Source organism: Kribbella sp. ALI-6-A (assembly GCF_001984195.1).
Classification (GTDB): Bacteria; Actinomycetota; Actinomycetes; order Propionibacteriales; family Kribbellaceae; genus Kribbella.
Genome location: NZ_MTQN01000009.1, coordinates 913,269 through 929,147, shown reverse-complemented (window position 1 = coordinate 929,147; position 15,879 = coordinate 913,269). Strand labels below are relative to the sequence as shown.

Sequence of the window (15,879 nt, the reverse complement as noted above, 5' to 3'; positions counted from 1 at the left end):
GCTTGTTTCAGTTCAACCCGCGCTCGCCGAGCGCGAGGTGGAGGTCGATTGCCTCGGTGTCGCGTGCGTAGATGGTCCAGCTCAGCATGCTGAGCGTGTGGTGGGCCCAGTAGATGCGCAGGGTGTCCGCCGGGATCGTGCTGTGGACGAGCTCGTCGATCCGTTCGAGTGCTGCGGCGGTCGGACGCTGCTCGACCCCGGGGACGGCGGCCGCCCAGGTCAGGTCGAACATCAGCTTCACCAAGCCGAACCGGCGGTCACCACGTGCCACGCCGAGGTTCCAGTCGACGACACCGGTGACCTCGCCGGATCGGTTGAAAAGCACGTTCGGCACGGTGAGATCGGGATGGATCAGATCGTCGCCTTGCAGCGCCGCCGGCGTCGAGTTCGCTGATCGTGCACCGCGTCGATCGCTGCCGCGCGCGACTCGGTGATCGTGGCCCCAGGCAACTTCTCTTGGAGCACCGCCGTCCGCCCGTCGCCGACGGGAATGACAAGGTCGATCCGTGGAACCGGGAATCCCACGCCTGCGGACCTTCCCGAGCACCTCTGCCGTCGGAACCATCCGTTCTAGCGACGCCAGACCGGTGGTAACCACGCCTTCGCGGCCATCACGCCACCGAACGAACCCCCCCGCCCGGCAACGCCCATCGTCTGAAGCACCCCGCCTGCCGATTGACCGCTGCGACGAGGTCCACGCTCACCGGCTACGCTCGCACCTGCGTCGGCAAGGTGAGGATTTCGGCTCCGTCCTCGGTGATGGCGATCGTGTGCTCGCTGTGCGCGGTGCGGCAGCCGGTCGCGCTGCGCAGCGTCCAGCCGTCGGGGTCGGTGACGAGTTGGTCGGTGTCCTCCATCACCCACGGCTCCAGTGCGAGCAGTAGCCCGGGGCGCAGCTTGTAGCCACGGCCCGGTCGGCCGGTGTTCGAGATGTGCGGGTCCTGGTGCATCGTCGATCCGATTCCGTGGCCGCCGAACTCGGTGTTGATCGGATACCCCGCCGCATTGAGGACCGTACCGATCGCGTGCGAGATGTCGCCGATGCGAGCCCCCGGGCCGGCGGCGGCGATGCCCGCGCTCAACGCGCGCTCGGTCGCGTCGATCAGCGCCACGCTCTGCGCGGGCCTGGCGTCGCCGACGAGGAAGCTGATCGCGGAGTCCGCGGCGAGCCCGTTGGTGGAGACGGCGAGATCGAGCGTCAGCAGGTCGCCGTCGGCGAGCGCGTAGTCGTGGGGGAGTCCGTGCAGTACGGCGTCGTTGACCGACGTACAGATGTAGTGGCCGAACGGTCCGCGGCCGAACGACGGCGCGTAGTCGACGTAGCACGACTGCGCGCCGGCCTCGGCGATCATGGCCGCGGCCCACTGGTCGATCTCCAGCAGGTTCGTGCCGACCGTGCTGCGGCCGCGCAGGGTCTGCAGGATGTGCGCGACCAGGGCGCCGGCCTGCTTCGCGCGGGGCAGTTCGGTGGGGTTCAGGATCTCGATCATGCGGGCGCCTTCCGGACGTACCAATAACTATCCCGGCCATATTATCCCGGTACTAGAATCGGTTCATGGTCAGGTTGCCGCTCACTGCCGCGGAGGTCGAGCGCGGACAGCGTCTCGGCGCGCTGCTGCGGCGCGCCCGGGGCGAGCGCTCGATGCTCGAGATCGCGCTGGACGCCGGGGTCTCACCGGAGACGCTGCGCAAGATCGAGTCGGGCCGCGTGGCGACGCCGGCGTTCCCGACGATCGCGGCGATCGCCGACGTCCTGGGACTGTCCCTCGACGAGGTGTGGGCCGAGATCAGCCAACCTGAACGGGGTGCGGAACCGGCGAGCGCCGGTCACGACGCCCGGAAGCGCCTGGCGTCGTAGGCCTCGACCCGCTGCCGCCGGATCATCGAGGAGGCGTCGATGTCAGCGTTCGTGTCCGGGGTCGAGTTGAGTGCGCGGTTCTACCGGGACGCCGTACGGCCGGTGCTGGAGTCGGCGTTCCCGGGGCTGCCGCATGCCGCTGCCTTGATGGGCCGCGGCTCGGAGGTGCTCGGCTTCGACGACGCGATGTCCACCGATCACGACTGGAAGCCACGGGTCCTGCTGTTCCTGCGCGAGGAGGACGAGTACGGCGACGCCGTGCGCGACGTACTGCGGCAACAGGTCCCATCGACCTTCGCCGATCGGCCGACCGACTTCACCGTCCACACCGTGCAGAGCTACTTCCAGCAGCATCTCGGGATCGACCCCGCAGGCGAGATCCATGCGCGTGACTGGCTCACCTTCTCCGAGCAGAGCCTGCGGATGGTCACCGCCGGCGCGGTCCACCACGACGAGGTCGGCCTGCGCGCGGCGCGGGAGCGGTTCGCCTACTACCCGTACGACGTCTGGCTGTACCTGCAGTTCGCGGGCTGGTGGCGGATCCACCCGGAGCTCAACCTGGCCGGCCGAGCCGGCCACGTCGGCGACGAACTCGGCTCGGCGCTGATCGGCGCGCGCCTCGTCCAGGACCTGATGCGCTTGTGCTTCCTGCTGGAGCGCCAGTACGCGCCGTACGCCAAATGGTTCGGTACGGCGTTCAATCGGTTGCCCTGTGCACCTGATCTGGGGCCGGTCCTGTCGAGGGTGCTGCGAGCCGAGTCGTGGCAGGAGCGCGAGCAGGCGCTGCTCACGGCGTACGAGCTGGTGGGGGAGCGACACAACGCGCTGGGCATCACGTCCCCAGTGACCACCGAGGTGATCCAGATGTGGGACCGGCCGTTCAAGGTCCGCTGGGGTCCGTTCCCGGAGGCCCTCACCGCGAAGATCACCGACCCGGCCGTGCTCGAGATCGCGAGGCAGTGGCCGGTGGGCGGCGTCGATCAGGTCAGGGAAATTCTGTGGTCCCCGGCCCAACGCAGCCAGCTGCTGGCTCTGGTCAACCAGCCCTTCACCAGCGGCGGGGGAGACGGGGATGCTGGCTGAGATAGCCGCCGACGGCGAGCTCGAGCGCGGGATAGCGGCCCCAGAGGTCGGGCCGCCGCACGGAGATGATGTGCCAGCCGAGAGCGGCGAGCTCGTCGCGACGACGCTCGTCGCGCGCTTCTTCGCGAGGGCGGGAGTGCCAGCGATCGCTGTCGTACTCGAGCCCTAGGCGCCGGCCGTCGTCCAGTGGCTCGGGGTAGGCGAGGTCGATGCGGTACGTGCGGCCGGCGCCCGGAACCTGGAACTGGAGGGTCGGCGTGGGGAAGCCCGCGTCGAGGAGGCGGAGACGGAGCCAGGACTCGCCGGGCGACTCGGCGCGACGGTCGGCGTACTGGAGGATCTGGCGGGCTTGGTAGGCGCGTGGATGGTCTGCGGTGACGGCGACCGTGCGGAGCGAGTCGAGATCGGCGGCACCTGAGCGGAGGATGGCATCGACGGCCGACAGCGCGAACGGGCGAGGGAGATTCATTGCCAAGTTGACGGCAGTGATGGCGGGTGACGTCACCCGGAGGCCGGCGATGTCGACGAGGTCGGTGGCTTCGGTCGTCCAGTGCAGGCCGGGTTCTTCGCTGGCGCCGAGGGCCGTGGTGCTGATGCCGTGAATCCAGGCGGCGGTCCGGCCGCAGGCTGCTGTCTCGGGAGGGAGTAGGAGCGCGACGGCGGCGGCGCGGAGCTCGAGGGAGTCGGGGACCCGGGCGTCGACGTACACGCCCTTCAGCACAGGCCGAATGTCACCGGAACCCAACAGCCACCTGAGCTTGCGGCCGACCTGGCGACCGGTGAAAGGCAGACCGCAGAAGTACAGCGGAACGTCGTACGGGAGCATCACCAAAGGATGGTCGAAGACCACCCTTCGGTGATTTCAGTTGTCCACAGGTCAGCTGAACTCCGCCAAGGCGTTCTGGGCCTGGGTGAGCCATTCCCGGCGGGCCGCGATGGCCTCGCGGGCTTCCTTGGCCTTGCGGGCGTTGCCTTGGGCCTCGTGTTTGGCGGCTTGCTTCTCCAGGTCGGCGATCAGGGACTGGAGCTGCTTGACCGTGGCCTCGGCGCGGGCGCGGGCTTCGGGGTTGCTGCGGTTCCAGACCTCGTCCTCGGCGGTCTTGACGGCCTGTTCGACGGCGCGCAGGCGGCTGTCGATCGCGCGCATCGAGTCGCGCGGGACCTTGCCGATCTCGTCCCAGCGGTCGAGCAGGGTGCGGAGCTGGTCGCGGGCGGCCTTGGGGTCGGTGACGGGCAGGATCGCCTCGATCTCGACCAGGAGGGCTTCCTTGGCCTGCAGGTTGGCCTGCTGTTCGACGTTCTCCTCGGCCTGGACGGCGTCGCGGGCGCCGAAGAATGTGTCCTGGGCGCTGCGGAAGCGGGCCCACAGCTTGTCGTCGACCTCGCGCGGCGCGGGGCCGGCGGCCTTCCACTGGCGCATCAGGTCGCGGAAGCGGCCCGACGTCGGGCCCCAGTCGGTCGAGGTGGCGATCGACTCGGCCTCGGCGGCCAGGCGCTCCTTCACCGCGGCGGCCTCGTCGCGCTTGGACGACAGCTCGGCGAAGTGCTGCTTGCGGTGCCGCGTGTACGTCGTACGCGCGGAGGAGAACCGGTGCCACAGCTCGTCGTCGCTGGACTTGTCCAGCCGCGGCAGCGCCTTCCACTCGTCGAGCAGTTCGCGCAGCCGGGTGACGCCGTGCCGCCAGTCGGTGCCGGCGGCGATGCTCTCGGCCTCGGTGGCGATCTTGGTCTTGGCCGCCCGGGCCTCCTCGACCTTCGCCGCGCGCTCGGCCTTCTTCTTCTCGCGCTGCTGGGCGACCAGGGGAGTGAGCGCCTCGAGCCGGGCCAGCAGGCCGTCCAGGTCGCCGACCGCCTGGGCGTCGGTGATCGCGCTGGTGACCTTCTTCACCGCGGCGCGGGCGTCGTCGGGCGACACCGTGCCGGCCTGGACCCGCTTCTCCAGCAGATCCACCTCGAACGCCAGCGCGTCGTACCGTCGGGTGTAGAAGGCCAGAGCCTCCTCCGGGTTCGCGTCGGGCCACTGGCCGACCGCCCGCTCGCCGTCCTTGGTCCGGACGTACACCGTTCCGTCGTCTGCTACCCGGCCCCAGCTTTCCTCGGCCACAACTCGCCCCTTCCGGCGGTATGCACTGCGCTCGTGCCCATTCTGGTCGGCCGCTGGTTCAAGTCCGTGGACAGGGCCGCCCCGGGCGCGTCGAGAGCTTGTCCCGACAGCTATCACTGAACAATCACAAACTCCCCGCCGCTACGCAACGGTGTTGCGTCACAATCCGGTGCGAGATCGCCCGGCGGTGACCGGTAACCTTGGATGGTCCCGCACCGATCCAGGAAGGCCAGCCGTGCTCATCGCCGGGTTCCCCGCGGGGTCGTGGGGTACGAACTGCTACGTGGTCGCCACCGGCCAGGGCGCGGAGTGCCTCGTGATCGATCCCGGTCAGGACGCCGCGCCGGGCATCGACCAGGTGGTCCGGGAGAACAAGCTCAAGCCGGTCGCCGTCCTGCTCACGCACGGTCACCTCGACCACATGTTCTCGGTACTCCCGGTCTGCGGCACGTACGACAGCACCGCCTGGATCCACCCCGACGACCGGCACCTGCTCAGCGACCCGATGGCCGGCGTCAGCCCGGAGACCGCACGGATGCTGCTCGGCGGCGACCACACGTTCGCCGAGCCCGACGACGTCGCCGAGCTGAAGGACGGCCAGGCGCTGGAGCTCGCCGGGTTGCGGTTCACCGTCGACCACACCCCGGGGCACACCCGCGGCTCGGTCACCTTCACCACGCCGTACGACGGGCCGGAGGACGTGCCGGCCGTGCTCTTCTCCGGTGACGTGCTGTTCGCCGGGTCGATCGGCCGGACGGACCTGCCCGGCGGCGACCATCCCACGATGCTGCATACGTTGGCCACCAAGATCCTGCCGATGCGCGACGAGATCGTCGTGCTGCCGGGTCATGGTGGCCAGACGACCATCGGCCGGGAGAAGGCGACCAACCCCTACTTGCAGGACCTGGAGACATAAGTAATGAGTGGCAAGGTGACCCCGATCAGTGGGTTCCCCGAATTCCTTCCGTCGGACCGGATCGTCGAGCTGCAGTTCCTCGACACGATCCGGGAGACGTTCGAGCTGCACGGTTTCGCCTCGATCGAGACCCGCGCGGTCGAGCCGGTCGAGCGGCTGTCGAACCAGGGCGAGGACGCGGACAAGGAGATCTACGGCGTCCGCCGGCTCGCGGCCGGCCCGGACGACGACGGCGCGGGCCTCGGGCTGCACTTCGACCTGACCGTGCCGTTCGCCCGCTACGTGCTCGAGCACGCCGGCAAGCTGGCGTTCCCGTTCCGCCGGTACCAGATCCAGAAGGTCTGGCGCGGCGAGCGCCCGCAGGAGGGCCGCTACCGCGAGTTCACCCAGGCCGACATCGACGTGGTCGACAGCGGTGAGCTGCCGAACCACTACGAGGTCGAGCTGCCGCTGGTGATCGCCGACGCGCTGCGCCGGCTGCCGGTGCCGGAGTTCGTGATCAAGGTCAACAACCGCAAGATCCCCGAGGGCTTCTACCGCGGCCTCGGCCTGGACGACGTGACCACCGTGCTGCGGATCGTCGACAAGATCGACAAGATCGGCCCGGACAAGGTCGTCGAGCGCCTGGTGGAAGCCGGCGCGACCGACAAGCAGGCCAAGCTCGCGGTCCAGCTGGCCGACATCTCCAGCACCGACACGTCGTTCGTGGAGCAGGTGCGGGCGCTGGGCGTCGAGCACGAGATCCTCGACGAGGGCCTGGAGCAGCTCAGCCAGGTGATGGCCGCGGCCGCCGAGCACGCGCCCGGCCTGCTGATGGCCGACCTGCGGATCGCTCGCGGCCTGGACTACTACACCGGCGCCGTCTACGAGATCTACCTGGTCGGCCAGGAGTCGTTCGGCTCCGTCGGCGGCGGCGGCCGGTACGACGCGCTCGCGTCCGACGGCAAGACGACGTACCCGGGTGTCGGCATCTCGATCGGCGTCTCCCGGCTGGTGCACCGGCTGGTCGGCCAGGGCCTGGTCAAGGGCAGCCGCAGTACGCCGACCGCCGTGCTGATCGCGTTGACCGCCGAGGAGGACCGCGCCGAGGCGATGCGCACCGCGGCGCAGCTGCGCGGCCGGGGCATCCCGGTCGAGGTGGCGCCGGCGGCGGCGAAGTTCGGCAAGCAGATCAAGTTCGCGGACCGCCGCGGGATTCCGTTCGTCTGGTTCAGCACCGACAACGGGCCCGAAGTGAAGGACATCCGCAGCGGCGAGCAGGTGCCGGCCGACCCGGCCACCTGGGCACCGCCCGCGCACGACGTACGACCCAGCATCGAAACCCCTCAGGAGAACTCGTGATCCGTACCCATTCCGCCGGCTCGCTCCGGGCCGAGCACACCGGGCAGACCGTCACCCTGGCGGGCTGGGTGGCGCGGCGGCGCGATCACGGCGGCGTGGCGTTCATCGACCTGCGCGACTCCAGCGGCACCGTCCAGGTGGTGATCCGGGACGAGGCCGCCGCGAGCGGGTTGCGGTCGGAGTACTGCCTGAAGATCGTCGGCACGGTCGCGGCCCGCCCCGAGGGCAACGCGAACCCCGACCTGCCGACCGGTGAGATCGAGATCATCACCGACGAGATCGAGGTGCTCAGCGAGGCCGCGCCGCTGCCGTTCCCGGTCGAGGAGCACCACGCGACGCCGGTGAACGAGGAGGTCCGCCTCAAGTACCGCTACCTCGACCTGCGCCGCCAGGGCCCGGGGTCGGCGCTGCGCCTGCGCAGCAAGGTGAACAAGGCCGCCCGCGACGTGCTGGCCAAGCACGACTTCGTCGAGATCGAGACGCCGACGCTGACCAAGTCCACGCCGGAAGGCGCCCGCGACTTCCTGGTCCCGGCGCGCCTGCAGCCCGGCTCCTGGTACGCGCTGCCCCAGTCGCCGCAGCTGTTCAAGCAGCTGCTGATGGTGGCCGGGATGGAGCGGTACTACCAGATCGCCCGCTGCTACCGCGACGAGGACTTCCGCGCCGACCGGCAGCCGGAGTTCACCCAGCTCGACGTCGAGATGAGCTTCGTCGACCAGGACGACATCATCGCGCTGTCCGAGGAGATCCTGGTCGAGCTGTGGAAGCTGGCCGGGCACGAGGTGCAGACCCCGATCCAGCGCATGACGTACGCCGAGGCGATGGCGCGGTTCGGCTCCGACAAGCCCGACCTGCGGATGGGCCTGGAGCTGGTCGAGTGCACCGACTACTTCAAGGACACCCCGTTCCGGGTCTTCCAGGCGCCGTACGTCGGTGCCGTGGTGATGCCGGGCGGCGCCGACCAGCCGCGCAAGCAGCTGGACGCGTGGCAGGACTGGGCCAAGCAGCGCGGCGCCAAGGGACTGGCGTACGTGCTGATCGGCCAGGACGGCGAGCTCGGTGGTCCGGTCGCGAAGAACCTGTCCGAGCAGGAGCGGGCCGGTCTGGCCGACCACGTCGGGGCGAAGCCGGGGGACTGTGTGTTCTTCGCCGCCGGTCCGGTGAAGTCGTCGCGGGCGCTGCTCGGCGCGGCCCGGCTGGAGATCGGCCGCCGCGGCGGACTGATCGACGAGTCGGCCTGGTCGTTCGTCTGGGTGGTCGACGCGCCGCTGTTCGAGCCGGCCGACGACGCGACCGCCGCGGGCGACGTCGCGGTCGGGTCCGGTGCCTGGACCGCGGTGCACCACGCGTTCACCTCGCCGAAGCCGGAGTCGCTGGACAGCTTCGACACCGACCCGGGCTCGGCGCTGGCCTACGCCTACGACATCGTCTGCAACGGCAACGAGATCGGCGGCGGCTCGATCCGTATCCACCGCGAGGACGTGCAGAAGCGCGTGTTCAAGGTGATGGGGCTGAGCGACGAGGAGGCGACCGAGAAGTTCGGCTTCCTGCTCGACGCGTTCAAGTTCGGCGCGCCGCCGCACGGCGGGATCGCGTTCGGCTGGGACCGGATCACCGCGCTGCTGGCCGGCGCGGACTCGATCCGCGACGTGATCGCGTTCCCGAAGTCCGGCGGCGGCTACGACCCGCTGACCGCGGCGCCGGCGCCGATCACCCCCGAGCAGCGCAAGGAGGCCGGCGTCGACGCGAAGCCGGAGCCGAAGGGCGAGGCGAAGGCCGACGCCAAGAGCTAGCCGGCCGGTTGTTCTCTTGAGCAACCCGACGGTCTCAGCGGGGAAGTGACAACGCCGTGGGAATCACCTGACAGATTCCCACGGCGTTCCCGTTCCTCCTCCCGCCCCAGACAACGTCATGCTCGAGCGAGCGCTGTCCTTTGTTCTCGCACGCGGCCGGCCCCGCTCGCCGGTGACACCAGCAGGCTCACGCGCGCTCAGTACGACGTACTGGCGGCCAAGTAGGCGCTTGGCCTTGCGGTGAGCCAGGTGTGGTCGGGCGTGAGATAGGTGATCGACGTCAGGCCTGACTCCGCGAGAAGGGTGGCCAGTTCTTCGTCCGTGAAGTTCTGGGCCACCACTCGCTGGCTCCACGTCCGGCCGGCCACGGTGTGGGTCATGGTCGCCGCGTCGCGGTCGCCGGGCAGGTGCTCGATGTCCGAGATCTCCAGCCGATGGCCCGGCCGCTCCAGCACCCGGGGCTCGGCGAAGCTGGTGCGGTCGTGACGCTGCAGCACGACCACGCCGTCGGCGCGTACGTGGTGCACGCAGGTCGCGAGCAGGCCGCGCCGGACGTCGGCGTCGGGGGCGTTGATCAGGAACGACATCATCAGGACGACGTCGAAGCGGCGGTCGAGGCGGAGCTGCTCGATCGGGCTGCAGACGGTCTCGGTGCCGGTGACGTGCGCGAGCATGGCGGGGGACTCGTCGACGGCGACGACCCGGTGCCCGGCCGCGAGCAGCGGACGGGTGATCCGGCCGGTGCCACAGCCGAGCTCGAGGACGTCACGGCCGGAGCCGGCGTCCGGGCCTGGGCGGGCGTCCGGGGCGGTCGCCGCCGGTGTCGAGGCCGGCAGCATCGTGGCGATCGCGTCGAGCACGATCCGGTCCTCGCCGTGCGCCTCGGCGTCGACGTACAGCTCGACCGGGCTGCCGTCGGGGGTGATCGGTCCGGGGCCGGTGCCACCTTGTCCGGTGCTGCCGCGAAGGTCCATGCCGAGCAGCATCCCCGATTCCGCCCGAGAGCGGGAGAGTTTCGGCAACTGCCGAAAGTCCCCGGCGGCGGTTAGTCTCGGCGGCATGGTGTCCGTTCCGGCCGACCTGCTGCCGCACCTGCGCCGGGCCCGGGATGTTGCCGACCGCAACTTCGCCGAGGCGCTCGACCTGGACGGGCTGGCGCGGGCGGCCGGAGTTTCGAAGTACCACTTCCTGCGCTGCTTCGCGGCCGAGTACGGCGAGACGCCGATGCAGTACGTCAGCCGGCGGCGGATCGAGCGGGCGACGGACCTGTTGCGCGCGACCAACCTGAGCGTGACCGAGGTGTCGGCGCTGGTCGGGTACGCCGGGGTCGGGTCGTTCAGCCGGCGGTTCACCGAGCTGGTCGGCGTCAGCCCCTCGCAGTACCAGCGGACCCAGACCGGCCCGCGAATCCCCGGCTGCTACGTGTTCATGCTCGGCCTGAACTCCGCAATTCCGGCGAAGCCCCGCGATGCCGCGGCGTCGTACGGTCGAAGCACCGACGACACCGAGGAGCACCCGTGATCACCAACGTCCACCTGGTCACCGTCTACGTGAACGACATCGACGAGGCGAAGGCCTTCTACACCGACGTGCTCGGGTTCGAGCTGCGCAACGACATCACGCTGAGCCCGGAGTTCCGCTGGTGCACGGTCTCCCAGCGCGACCACCCCGAGCTCGAACTGGCCCTGATGGTGCCCGGCCCGCCGCTGGACGCCGAGTCGGCCGAGTCGATCCGCCGGATCATGGCCAAGGGCCTGATGCACGGCGTCGGCCTGGCCACCGACGACTGCCGCAAGACCTTCGACGAGCTGGTCGCCAAGGGCGTCGAGCACATCCAGGAACCCTCCGAACGCCCGTACGGCGTGGAGGCGGTGCTGAGGGACAACTCCGGCAACTGGCTGGTCCTGGTCGAGCAGCGTCCCTACACCCCGGAGGACTTCGCCTGACCGAGGTGGTTGGATCGGCCGGGTGGACATCTCGGTGAATCCGGCCGGCTCCGAGCCGCCGTACGAGCAGGTGAAGAACCAGATCGAGCAGCTGATCCGCAGCGGAGAGCTGGCGCAGGGCACCCGCCTGCCGACCGTGCGGCAGCTCGCGGGCGACCTCGGCCTGGCGGCGAACACGGTGGCCCGGGCGTACAAGGAACTCGAGGCGGACCGGCTGGTGCGCACCGAGGGCCGGAACGGGACGTTCGTGCTCGCCTCGCGCAGTCAGGTGGACGACGAGCAGGCGCGGGCGGCGGCGGAGACCTTCGCCCGGGCCGCCCGTCGGGCCGGCCTCAGCCGGTCCGAAGCAGGCCGGATCCTCGACGAAGCCTGGTGACCACCGGCTCGCCGCCGCAGGAAACGGAAACGATTCCAAATTGCTCACGGACAACGTTGTCCGAGCTCTTCACAGCCCCGATCGGCGTTGTTAGTCTCGCCCGCATTTGACAGCGATGTCAGCGACAGGGGAGTGGTCACGATGGTCTCGAGACGAACGTTCCTGGCGGGCAGCGGCGCGGTGGCGGCCGGGGGTCTGGGCTGGTTCCAGACCGGACCAGCCACTGCGACCGGGCAAGTGGGCAGCGGTCTGGTGAGCGCTGCGCACAGCGGTGGGGGCCGGCGGTTGCTGCCGACCTTCGCGCGTCCGCGGCACCTGCACTACGGCGATGTCAGCAAACTGAGCGGCGGCGACCAAACCCTGCTCACCACCCTTCAGGGCGTGGTGAACCGCAGTCGCCCCGAGCTCTACTTCCTCTACTCGCCAGGCGGCGCCGACGGTGTCGATGCCCGCTGGCTGCGCAACACCGGCGTACCGGCCACCCGGTACGCCGATCCGCTCGACCTGGTGGCCAAGTACCGGCATCGGGTCCGCGGCGCGATCCTGCACGACCCGGAGGTCCCGGACTCGCTCAACGTCGCGACCACGCTGGCCGGTCTGGAGAACGCCGTCGTCGCGGACGCCGCCCAGGCCAAGGCGCACGGGCTGCGGGTCGTGAAGGACCTGCGGGGGCTCTTCGACGACGACCGACTGAAAACCTACCGCTGGCAGCTCGAGCACCTCTTCCCGCGCTGCTCGCACCAACTGCTGGCCGGTCTGCCGCCGACCATGGTCGTGCAGGCCGAGAACGTGACCTGGCGCGAGATCGCCCGCGAGACCCGGCAGATCCGCGACGAGTCGAACCGTGGAACGTACACGCTCGACGTCTCACCCGCCCTCGGGCAGGACGCCGTCTACGTCCGGTTCCAGGATTCGTTCGGCGACGACGGCTGGGGTCCGTCGATCCTTTCGCTCACGGCGAAGGCGAACGGGACGACGCTGGCCACCTTCCGGCCCGGTACGCCCGAGGAGGCGCCGTACCTGTTCGACGGGGTGAACTCGTCGATCGGTGCCGCAGGCAACCGCTTCGCGGACGGCGGCGGCTACTTCATCTACAAGTTCACCCCACCGGCCGGGACCACCTCGCTGACCGTCACGGTCGAGATGTGGAACCAGTACCTGGTGACCGCCACCGACACCGCGCCGACCCGGATCGAGCCGTTCCCGTACTTCCGCGACTACGTGGTCGCGACCAAGGCCCTGGTCAGCTGGCTGCCGCCGAACGGCCCGACCGGCGAGCTGCTGAAGGAACACTTCGCCGCCGTCGGCCCGACCACGCCGTACGCCGGCTGGTTCGCGAACGACGTGGCGGGGGAGTGGAGCGGCGTCGACCTCGCCGCGCAGGGCGGGTCCGAGGTGCTGCCCGCCGACTTCTACATGAACGGCACCGTGCTGTCCGGCGTCGCGGCGCCGATCTCGAACAAGGTCCGCAAGTTCACGCCGATCACGCCGAAGAAGAAGATCTACGTGACGCTGACCTTCGGCGAGGGCGACAACGTGCAGTACTGCCAGCGGCACATGCGCGACCTGTGGGACGACCCGCGCCGTGGCGACGCTCCGGTCAACTGGACCGTCAGCCCGCTGCTCGCCGACATCGGGCCGGCCATCCTCAGCCACTACCAACGCACCGCGACCAGGAACGACTTACTGATCTGCGGCCCGTCCGGAGCCGGCTACACCTATCCGGGCGCCTGGCCGGCCGATCAGCTGGACGCCTATTTCCAGTTGTCCGGCACGTATCTGCGCCGTACCGGGATGGATCTGGTCTACGCCTACAACCACCGCGAGAACGACGCCTGGGTGCCGTTCTCGGAGACGATCGGCCGGGGCTACGCCGAGCACACGCAGCTGCGCGGCATCATCCAGTCCTGGGAGAAGGGCGACCTGCTGGTACGCCGGGGAGGCCTGCCGGTGATCGGCAACTTCTCCCCGCCCGGCAAGGCCGCCGAGTACAGGGCGGCGCTCGACCAGCACACCAAGAGCTGGACCGGCGACGCCCCGCTGTTCATCGCCGGCGCGATCAACGCGTGGTCGTGGACGCCGTCAGACGTCGCGGAGCTCGCCGAGCTGCTCACCGCGCCGTACGAGCTGGTCCTCGGCAACGTCTTCTTCGACGCACTGAATCGGGTCCTCTGATCCCTCCGACCGATCGCGTGAAGGCGACTTCGAGCACCGCTCAGTCACGCGGACCGCGGTTCGGTGGCTGAGCGGTGCACAAAGTGCACCGGTGGGGTGAGGGTCAGGGGTCGGTGCGGGGCAGGACGGCGGAGATCGTGACCAGCACGGCAGAAAGTGCCAGAGGGAGGAACATCGCCTGCTGGATGCCGACGCGTTCGACCAGCTGGCCGATGATCGCCGGGCCGACCAGGAAGGCGGCGTACCCGAAGGTGACGACGATCGCGAGCATCCGGCCGCCGCCGACGTGGCCTGCGACGGCGTACACCTGCGGGGCGACCAGGCCGACTCCCAGGCCGACCAGCGCCCAGCCCGCCAGCAGCGGTGGGAGCGAGTCGGTGAACACCGTGACGAGGTAGCCCCCGACGGCCGTCACGCCGCCGACCCGGACGACGGCGCGACGGCCGAAGCGGGCGACGACCTGGTCGCCGAGCAGCCGGACGACGACCATGAACCCGCTGACCGCGACCAGACCGAGCGCGCCGGTCGACGGATCGATCCGGGCGACGTCGGTGACGTGCACCGACGACCAGTCGACCGCCGTGCCCTCGGCGAGGCCGAAGCAGAAGGCCATCAGGCCGAGCGCCCAGGCCAGCTTGGGGATCGCGGTCCGCACGCCGTCCTTGATGTGCTCGATCCGGCGGCCGGCCGGCACGATCCGGTACGCGACCACGATTCCGGCCAGCCCGAGCACGGTCAGCGTGCCGAGGGCGGGACCGACGTTGCCGCCACCGGGGCGATCGAACAGCCGGCCGACCAGGACGACGACCCCGGCCGCGGTCAGGTTGCCCAGACTCCAGAACGCGTGGAACCGGCTCATGATCGGCTTCGGCCGCGCCTGCTCGATCTCGACGCCGAGCGAGTTCATCGCCACGTCCATCGCGCCGTTGCCCAGCCCCGCCAGCACCATGCCGACGACGGCCCAGGTCAACGACGACGTCACGGCGAGTGTGCCGACACCGGCGGTGAGCAGACCGAGCGTGACCAGCGCGACCGGTCGCGCGCCGATCCGGTCGGCCAGCCGGCCGCCGATCTGCATCGACAGCACCGCGGAGACCGCCAGGCAGAACAGCAGCAGCGACAACCCCGACGCGCTGACGCCCAGCCGGTCGCGCATCGCCGGCAACGTGCCACCGACTCCGCCGATCAGCGCGCCGTTGACGCCGAACAGCAGGAAGACCGCACCGGCCGCCGTCCGGGAACCCATCGGCGCCGAGACGACCGGAGCCGCCATCACCGCCGCCCGCTCTCGACGTCGGGCTGCGGTCGCGGCGCGCTCTCCATGGCGTCATTCGATCACGGGCGGCGCGCGGATATGTAATTACCAACTGGCTGACGTAATAGGGATGACGGTGGTCAGCACGCGGCAGCAGGATGGCCGGTGATGAAAACTTCCGAAGAGCTGCTCGACGTGTTCCACCGCCGGATCCGGTTGCCGGACGCCGACACCATCCCGGGCTGGAAGGTCGAGCACGACGGCCTGGTCCACCGCTCGTACGCCGAAGGGCCCGGTGGCGGCGGTTTCGTCGAGACGCCGCGCGGCCTGGGCGACGACCCGGACGCGGTGATCGCCCGCGAACTGGCGTTCTTCCGCGAGCGTGGACTGGCCTTCGAGTGGAAGACCTACGCCTACGACGAACCGGCCGACCTGGGCGAGCGGCTGGTCCGGCACGGGTTCGTCGCCGAAGGCCCGGAGACGCTGATCCTCGGCGACGTCGACACGATCCTGCAGCGACCGCTCACGCTGCCGTCGAAGATCGTGATCCGCGACGTCGAGGACGCGGCCGACTTCCACCGGATCGCCGTCCTGACCGACACCCTGTGGCACAACGGGCTGGAGCGGATCGAGGAGCAGCTGGCCGGCGAGGCGCGGATGTTCCCCGACCGCCTGGTGGTCAGCGTGGTGGAGAACGCGCTGGACCCGACCGGGCCGGTGCTGACGTCGGGCTGGATCCGGTTCCACCCGGGCACGGGATTCGCCAGCCTGTGGGGCGGCGGGACGCTGCCCGAGTGGCGGCGCCGCGGGCTGTACTCGGCGATGCTGGTGCACCGGGCCCGGATCGCGAAGGAGCGCGGCTACGAGTACCTGCGCGTCGACGCCTCGCCGGACTCCAGCCCGATCCTGCAGAAACTGGGGCTGCACGCGGTGACCACCACCACGCCGTACACGTGGACTCCGTGACCGGTCAGCAACGATCGCCCGATCGCGCGCGGTAACACGCGGGCCGCCGTACGGAACGACCGGGTC

The 15,879-nt window shown here is 70.1% G+C and carries 16 protein-coding genes; 10 read left to right on the top strand and 6 right to left on the bottom strand.

Annotation, left to right across the window (positions count from 1 at the left end; translation table 11 throughout):
- Nucleotides 1–7: 7 nt before the first annotated feature.
- Together BWI15_RS40585 and map are read right to left on the bottom strand one after the other, a co-directional pair.
- Complete coding sequence (locus BWI15_RS40585) at nucleotides 8–565, bottom strand: phosphotransferase (RefSeq protein WP_330359529.1); 558 nt, start codon at nucleotides 563–565, stop codon at nucleotides 8–10.
- Between the two features lie 142 nt (nucleotides 566–707).
- Nucleotides 708–1,490, bottom strand: a complete 783-nt coding sequence (gene map, locus BWI15_RS13225; RefSeq protein ID WP_077014594.1) for a type I methionyl aminopeptidase — start codon at nucleotides 1,488–1,490, stop codon at nucleotides 708–710.
- A gap of 65 nt (nucleotides 1,491–1,555) precedes the next feature.
- Here map and BWI15_RS13220 point away from each other — a divergent pair, with 65 nt between their 5' ends.
- Both BWI15_RS13220 and BWI15_RS13215 read left to right on the top strand, forming a co-directional pair.
- On the top strand, nucleotides 1,556–1,858 hold the full coding sequence (locus BWI15_RS13220) for a helix-turn-helix transcriptional regulator (RefSeq protein WP_077014593.1): 303 nt from the start codon (nucleotides 1,556–1,558) through the stop codon (nucleotides 1,856–1,858).
- A gap of 39 nt (nucleotides 1,859–1,897) precedes the next feature.
- The gene (locus tag BWI15_RS13215) at nucleotides 1,898–2,941 is read left to right on the top strand and encodes a DUF4037 domain-containing protein (protein ID WP_077014592.1); all 1,044 of its coding nucleotides are present in this window, start codon (nucleotides 1,898–1,900) and stop codon (nucleotides 2,939–2,941) included.
- Here the strand turns inward: BWI15_RS13215 and BWI15_RS13210 are convergent.
- Together BWI15_RS13210 and BWI15_RS13205 are read right to left on the bottom strand one after the other, a co-directional pair.
- On the bottom strand, nucleotides 2,907–3,767 hold the full coding sequence (locus BWI15_RS13210) for a hypothetical protein (RefSeq protein WP_077014892.1): 861 nt from the start codon (nucleotides 3,765–3,767) through the stop codon (nucleotides 2,907–2,909). The genes BWI15_RS13215 and BWI15_RS13210 overlap by 35 nt on opposite strands.
- Before the next feature lie 51 nt (nucleotides 3,768–3,818).
- Nucleotides 3,819–5,045, bottom strand: a complete 1,227-nt coding sequence (locus BWI15_RS13205; RefSeq protein WP_077014591.1) for a DUF349 domain-containing protein — start codon at nucleotides 5,043–5,045, stop codon at nucleotides 3,819–3,821.
- Between the two features lie 235 nt (nucleotides 5,046–5,280).
- On the opposite strand from BWI15_RS13205, the gene BWI15_RS13200 reads away from it, so the two are divergent.
- Genes BWI15_RS13200 through aspS form a run of 3 tightly spaced genes read left to right on the top strand, consistent with a single transcriptional unit; the run spans nucleotide 5,281 to nucleotide 9,095 of the window.
- Nucleotides 5,281–5,961, top strand: coding sequence for an MBL fold metallo-hydrolase (locus BWI15_RS13200; protein ID WP_077014590.1), 681 nt, complete (start codon nucleotides 5,281–5,283; stop codon nucleotides 5,959–5,961).
- Between the two features lie 3 nt (nucleotides 5,962–5,964).
- Nucleotides 5,965–7,302: a histidine--tRNA ligase gene (gene hisS, locus BWI15_RS13195; protein ID WP_077014589.1), complete on the top strand. Its 1,338-nt coding sequence runs from the start codon at nucleotides 5,965–5,967 to the stop codon at nucleotides 7,300–7,302.
- Complete coding sequence (aspS, locus tag BWI15_RS13190; protein ID WP_077014588.1) at nucleotides 7,299–9,095, top strand: aspartate--tRNA ligase; 1,797 nt, start codon at nucleotides 7,299–7,301, stop codon at nucleotides 9,093–9,095. The genes hisS and aspS overlap by 4 nt, the downstream gene beginning before the upstream one ends.
- A 197-nt stretch (nucleotides 9,096–9,292) precedes the next feature.
- Here aspS and BWI15_RS13185 read toward each other — a convergent pair whose 3' ends face one another.
- Complete coding sequence (locus BWI15_RS13185) at nucleotides 9,293–10,069, bottom strand: class I SAM-dependent methyltransferase (protein ID WP_077014891.1); 777 nt, start codon at nucleotides 10,067–10,069, stop codon at nucleotides 9,293–9,295.
- Nucleotides 10,070–10,154: 85 nt separating this feature from the next.
- On the opposite strand from BWI15_RS13185, the gene BWI15_RS13180 reads away from it, so the two are divergent.
- From BWI15_RS13180 to BWI15_RS13165, 4 genes are all read left to right on the top strand, one after another.
- Nucleotides 10,155–10,616 carry a helix-turn-helix transcriptional regulator gene (locus tag BWI15_RS13180; protein ID WP_077014587.1) on the top strand — a complete coding sequence of 154 codons (462 nt, stop codon included), beginning with the start codon at nucleotides 10,155–10,157 and terminating at the stop codon, nucleotides 10,614–10,616.
- Nucleotides 10,613–11,041, top strand: coding sequence for a VOC family protein (locus tag BWI15_RS13175; RefSeq protein WP_077014586.1), 429 nt, complete (start codon nucleotides 10,613–10,615; stop codon nucleotides 11,039–11,041). Before BWI15_RS13180 ends, BWI15_RS13175 begins: the two co-directional genes overlap by 4 nt.
- 22 nt (nucleotides 11,042–11,063) lie before the next feature.
- Nucleotides 11,064–11,417 carry a GntR family transcriptional regulator gene (locus tag BWI15_RS13170; protein WP_077014585.1) on the top strand — a complete coding sequence of 118 codons (354 nt, stop codon included), beginning with the start codon at nucleotides 11,064–11,066 and terminating at the stop codon, nucleotides 11,415–11,417.
- 141 nt (nucleotides 11,418–11,558) lie between these two features.
- Nucleotides 11,559–13,592, top strand: a complete 2,034-nt coding sequence (locus BWI15_RS13165; protein WP_077014890.1) for a GxGYxYP domain-containing protein — start codon at nucleotides 11,559–11,561, stop codon at nucleotides 13,590–13,592.
- A 103-nt stretch (nucleotides 13,593–13,695) separates the two neighbouring features.
- On the opposite strand, the gene BWI15_RS13160 is transcribed toward BWI15_RS13165, so the two are convergent.
- Nucleotides 13,696–14,865: an MFS transporter gene (locus tag BWI15_RS13160; RefSeq protein ID WP_237771261.1), complete on the bottom strand. Its 1,170-nt coding sequence runs from the start codon at nucleotides 14,863–14,865 to the stop codon at nucleotides 13,696–13,698.
- 150 nt (nucleotides 14,866–15,015) lie between these two features.
- Between BWI15_RS13160 and BWI15_RS13155 the strand changes: the two genes are divergently transcribed.
- Nucleotides 15,016–15,813, top strand: coding sequence for a GNAT family N-acetyltransferase (locus tag BWI15_RS13155; protein ID WP_077014584.1), 798 nt, complete (start codon nucleotides 15,016–15,018; stop codon nucleotides 15,811–15,813).
- Nucleotides 15,814–15,879 lie beyond the last annotated feature (66 nt).

What these genes read in the sequence shown, in the direction of transcription:
- BWI15_RS13165 (WP_077014890.1), top strand. Translation starts at nt 11,559, where the DNA reads ATGGTCTCGAGACGAACGTTCCTGGCGGGCAGCGGCGCGGTGGCGGCC.
- BWI15_RS13215 (WP_077014592.1), top strand. Translation starts at nt 1,898, where the DNA reads ATGTCAGCGTTCGTGTCCGGGGTCGAGTTGAGTGCGCGGTTCTACCGG.
- map (WP_077014594.1), bottom strand. Translation starts at nt 1,490, where the DNA reads ATGATCGAGATCCTGAACCCCACCGAACTGCCCCGCGCGAAGCAGGCC.
- BWI15_RS13220 (WP_077014593.1), top strand. Translation starts at nt 1,556, where the DNA reads ATGGTCAGGTTGCCGCTCACTGCCGCGGAGGTCGAGCGCGGACAGCGT.
- BWI15_RS13155 (WP_077014584.1), top strand. Translation starts at nt 15,016, where the DNA reads ATGAAAACTTCCGAAGAGCTGCTCGACGTGTTCCACCGCCGGATCCGG.
- BWI15_RS13185 (WP_077014891.1), bottom strand. Translation starts at nt 10,069, where the DNA reads ATGGACCTTCGCGGCAGCACCGGACAAGGTGGCACCGGCCCCGGACCG.
- BWI15_RS13160 (WP_237771261.1), bottom strand. Translation starts at nt 14,865, where the DNA reads ATGGCGGCTCCGGTCGTCTCGGCGCCGATGGGTTCCCGGACGGCGGCC.
- BWI15_RS40585 (WP_330359529.1), bottom strand. Translation starts at nt 565, where the DNA reads ATGGTTCCGACGGCAGAGGTGCTCGGGAAGGTCCGCAGGCGTGGGATT.
- BWI15_RS13210 (WP_077014892.1), bottom strand. Translation starts at nt 3,767, where the DNA reads ATGCTCCCGTACGACGTTCCGCTGTACTTCTGCGGTCTGCCTTTCACC.
- hisS (WP_077014589.1), top strand. Translation starts at nt 5,965, where the DNA reads ATGAGTGGCAAGGTGACCCCGATCAGTGGGTTCCCCGAATTCCTTCCG.
- BWI15_RS13180 (WP_077014587.1), top strand. Translation starts at nt 10,155, where the DNA reads ATGGTGTCCGTTCCGGCCGACCTGCTGCCGCACCTGCGCCGGGCCCGG.